We start from the raw sequence: 4,196 nt of genomic DNA on the forward strand, positions 1-4,196 counted from the left end.
TCTACACGGGAATCGGGAGACCCGGCAAGCTCCCTCGCCCAAGGCAAAAGGCAGGAGGGTAGTATCAATGAAGGAGAGAACCCGAAGAATTGATGCAGAAGCGAACCGGGAGTCGGACGGTGTAATAGTACCCGAGAAGCAGCCGAACAGAGAAACCCCTGTTTTGACGGAGGCTGTGGAGGTAAGGACACCGGCCAAGAGGAACGCCGGAGAAGAAGCCACCAACCGGATACAGAGCCGGAACATGGTGTCGTTCGGACTCGAAGGCGTGCGAACACGAGCCAAAACTGACAAGACGTGCTGCTTTACTGCACTGCTGCACCACATCACACCTGAACTGCTCCGCCAAAGCTTTTATGAGCTGAACCGCAAGGCAGCGCCGGGAATCGACGGTGTGACATGGCAGGCCTACGAAGAGCAGTTTGAAGAACGCCTGCAGACCCTGCACACAGAAATCCACAAAGGCAGCTATCGAGCAAAACCGGTACTGAGGACGTATATCCCGAAAGCCGATGGTCATAAACGCCCACTGGGCATAACGGCCATAGAAGACAAGCTTGTCCAACAAGCCATAGTCAATGTGCTGACGGTGATATATGAAACAGAATTCTATGGATTCTCCTACGGATACCGGCCCGGTCGAAGCCAGCACGGAGCGCTGGATGCGCTGGCAACAGCTATTTTGACGCGCAAAATCAACTGGATACTGGATGCAGACCTGCAAGGATTCTTTGACAGTATACCGCATGAACGCCTGCTCGAATTCATCAGAAAACGAGTTGGAGACAAACGGATACTGCGCCTGATCAGCAAATGGCTGAAGACGGGATACAGTGAAGACGGACGCATCTATCGGCAAACAGTAGGCACACCACAGGGGTCGGTGATTTCGCCGCTGCTGGCCAACATCTATCTTCACTACGCACTGGACGAATGGGTGGAAAATGAACGACGAACCCGTCCAAACGGGGAGGTCATCATTGTGAGATACGCCGACGATATGGTATTGGGCTTCCAGTACAAGAACGAGGCGGAACGATATCTTGCAGCCCTAAAAGAACAGTTGTCCGGTCACGGATTGACACTGCACCCTGAGAAAACCTGTCTGAAAGAGTTCGGTCGATATGCCGCAGAAGGACGGAAGAAACGGGGAGAGGGAAAACCGGAAGGATTTGATTTTCTGGGGTTTACACACCTGTGCAGCAAGAACCGGAAAGGTGGTTACTTTCTGAGACGGAAGACCATAAGCAAACGACTGCGCCAAACGATACGGGAAGTCAAGGATGCCCTGAGAAAAAGAATGCATGCACCCATAAAACAGACAGGAATCTGGCTGAAAAGTGTTGTGCTGGGATACGGGCAATACTTTGGCGTACCGGGAAACATCAAGGCCCTGAAAAGCTTCAGAGACCTTGTGGCCAAAGCGTGGTACTGGAGCCTGAGGCGCCGAAGTCAGAAAGGAACAGCCATGACCTGGCAACGATTTACGCCCATCGTAAATACTTATCTCCCGCGCCTCCGATTATGCCATGATTTCCCGGAGGTACGATTCGCTATTACTCAAGGCAGGAGCCGTATGCGGTAGTTCCGCACGTACGGATCTGTGCGGGGGGTGTCAGGTAACTGGCATCCCTACCGCGACTGATTTTCTGTATTTCCAGAATTCTTTTTGGATAGAGGTGTGAATAATAAGTATTATTATCCTGATAAAAGTAACTAAATTTCGCATTATGCCACGAGGAGCAAGACTTGATGCGCCCGGCTCTTTGCATCATGTAATGGTCAGGGGGATAGAGGGTAACCGGATAGTCATTGATGATGAAGATCGTCATGAATTTGTATCCCGAATGGGTAAGCTTGCCCATGAAACAGGTACAAAAATTTATGCATGGTCTCTCATGACAAACCATGCTCATGTTTTACTGAAAAGCGGAGCGTTCGGGCTTACATTTTTTATGAAAAAACTTCTTACCGGTTATGCGATTTGGTTCAATCGTCGTCACCAGCGGCATGGTTATTTATTTCAGAACCGCTATAAATCTATTATCTGTGAGGAAGAGGTCTACTTTCTTAAACTGGTCAGCTATATCCATCTTAACCCGTTCAGGGCAGGTTTGGTTAACTCAATTGATGAAATGAACAGCTATCCGTGGTGCGGTCATGCTGTTATAATAAATCAAATTGAAAATATTTGGCAGGATCGTGATGCTGTACTGCAATGTTTCAGCCATAAAGAAAGCGAAGCTCAGCAAGCTTATCAGGAATATCTTATTGAGCAAAGTGGCTTGGGAACGCAGCCGCATCTTACCGGAGGCGGGTTGGTGCGCTCTGCCGGTGGATGGTCGGAAGTGTTTTCGCTGAAACAAAGGGGGGAGAAACAGTTCAGCGATCAACGGATACTTGGCAGAGGCGCATTTGTAAAAGAGATACTCGATGAGGCAGAAGAAAATATTAAAACCAGAGTGCCTGTTTCAAGAAGTAACGATAATGCTTTGGAATTATTGGAGAACAGATGTGAAGAGGCAGGCATATTATCACAAGAGCTAAAGGAGGGGAGCAAGCGACGAGTGATAACGGCAGTGAGAAAAGAGCTTGCGGTAAAGTTTATAAAGGAGATGGGTATGTCCTATGCCGATGCGGCAAAACTGCTGGGAATTTCAGCATCTGCGGTGAATCAGATATTCAGGCGGGGAGATCGGCAGGGGAAAGTACAGTAAATCATGACCGTCCCTGAGGGGGGGGGGACCTCAATAAAGTACAGTAAATCATGAACGTCCCCTCGTCGCCTGAACGTCCCCTCGTCGCCGTGTCGGCGTTGAGGGTGTCGTAGACGGCGTTGTTGAGCGAGGTGATGGTAAAGGGTTTGCGGATAAAGTGGTGTGCGGTATGAAAATTGGCTGTACCGCCAAGTGCATCGGCGGTGTAGCCGGACATGAAGAGAACTTTTATATCCGGTAACGCTGTAAGAATAATCTCTGAGAGATCCTGACCATTCATCTCCGGCATGATGATGTCGGTCAACAGCAGGTCAATCCTCTCCTTGCAGTTGTCAGCCACTGTGATTGCCTCACTCGGGGTTTGAACAGCAAGCACCCTGTAGCCCTTTCGTTCAAGCATGAGTTTGCAGAGCTTGAGGATGCCGGGTTCATCCTCTACAATGAGGATCGTCTGATGGCCCTGAAGTGTCTGAGGCTCTCTTGCGTTATCACTTGTTTTTATTGCATGCTCCCTGTTCAGGGGAAGATAGATGGTTATGGTCGTTCCTGCACCGGGTTCGCTTTTGCACTCAATGCGGCCATTGTTCTGTTTGACTATTCCGTAGACTGTCGAGAGGCCGAGCCCGGTTCCTTTACCGGGTTCCTTTGTGGTAAAGAAGGGTTCGAAAATATGGGGGAGATCATTTTTGTTCATCCCGCAGCCGTTATCACTCACTGAAAGTGCAATATAGTCAACATGGTCCTCAGCAGGCTCCTTTCCGCCAAAGGCGCTGACAGGATTGTTTATGGTAATGGTAATGGTTCCATTGCCGGTTATTGCATCCCTTGCATTGACGCAGAGGTTTACCAGAATCTGGCCGATCTGTGATGGATCGATTTTAATCTGCGAATTTTTTGAAGCGAGTGTCCAGTGAAGTGTAATATTTTCACCGATAAGGCGGCGAAGCATGGGAAGAATTTTTTCAACGGTGGTATCGAGCTGAACAATCTCCGGCATAACGGTCTGCTTTCGGGCAAATGCAAGCAGTTGCTGGGTCAGTTCGGCAGAACGCGATGCCGCCTCACGGATGGCAGTGAGATCACCATAGATAGTATCGGTGGGGCGTATATCGGCAAGCAGCATGTCAGTGTAGCCAAGTATAACTCCGAGCATATTGTTGAAGTCATGGGCGATTCCACCGGCAAGTGTTCCGAGCATCTCCATTTTCTGTGACTGCTGGAGCTGGGATTCAAGTCGGCTATTCTCCTCCGCCATCTCCTTTTGTTCAGTGATATCTATTCCTGTGCCGATCAGCGAGACCTCTCCTTCAATCATACATTTTACGCCGGTCAGCAGGTACCATCGAAAAGCAGGGCCTCCCTGAAGCAGTACCCTTGCTTCTGCCTGCTCTTCAACCCCATGCTCCATCACATTGATAAATTTGGCTCTTCGCTATTTCAAGTGGGTAAGCTAAAGTCAAGCTTCCCTGCAATCATGTA

Annotated in this window: 3 protein-coding genes; 2 read left to right on the top strand and 1 reads right to left on the bottom strand. The window is 49.4% G+C overall.

Annotated elements, in window-relative coordinates; genetic code table 11:
* Nucleotides 1-67 precede the first annotated feature (67 nt).
* Together ltrA and BOO20_RS06160 are read left to right on the top strand one after the other, a co-directional pair.
* Complete coding sequence (gene ltrA / locus BOO20_RS06150) at nt 68-1,585, top strand: group II intron reverse transcriptase/maturase (protein ID WP_076791399.1); 1,518 nt, start codon at nt 68-70, stop codon at nt 1,583-1,585.
* 145 nt (nt 1,586-1,730) lie between these two features.
* A complete protein-coding gene (locus BOO20_RS06160) occupies nt 1,731-2,717 on the top strand; it encodes a transposase (protein ID WP_076791402.1) in 987 nt (328 codons plus the stop codon).
* 1 nt (nt 2,718) lies between these two features.
* Here the strand turns inward: BOO20_RS06160 and BOO20_RS06165 are convergent, their stop codons facing one another.
* Nucleotides 2,719-4,125, bottom strand: a complete 1,407-nt coding sequence (locus BOO20_RS06165) for an ATP-binding protein (RefSeq protein WP_076791403.1) — start codon at nt 4,123-4,125, stop codon at nt 2,719-2,721.
* Between the last annotated feature and the right edge of the window lie 71 nt (nt 4,126-4,196).

Source organism: Chlorobium sp. KB01 (genome assembly GCF_001975465.1).
Lineage (GTDB): Bacteria > Bacteroidota > Chlorobiia > Chlorobiales > Chlorobiaceae > Chlorobium.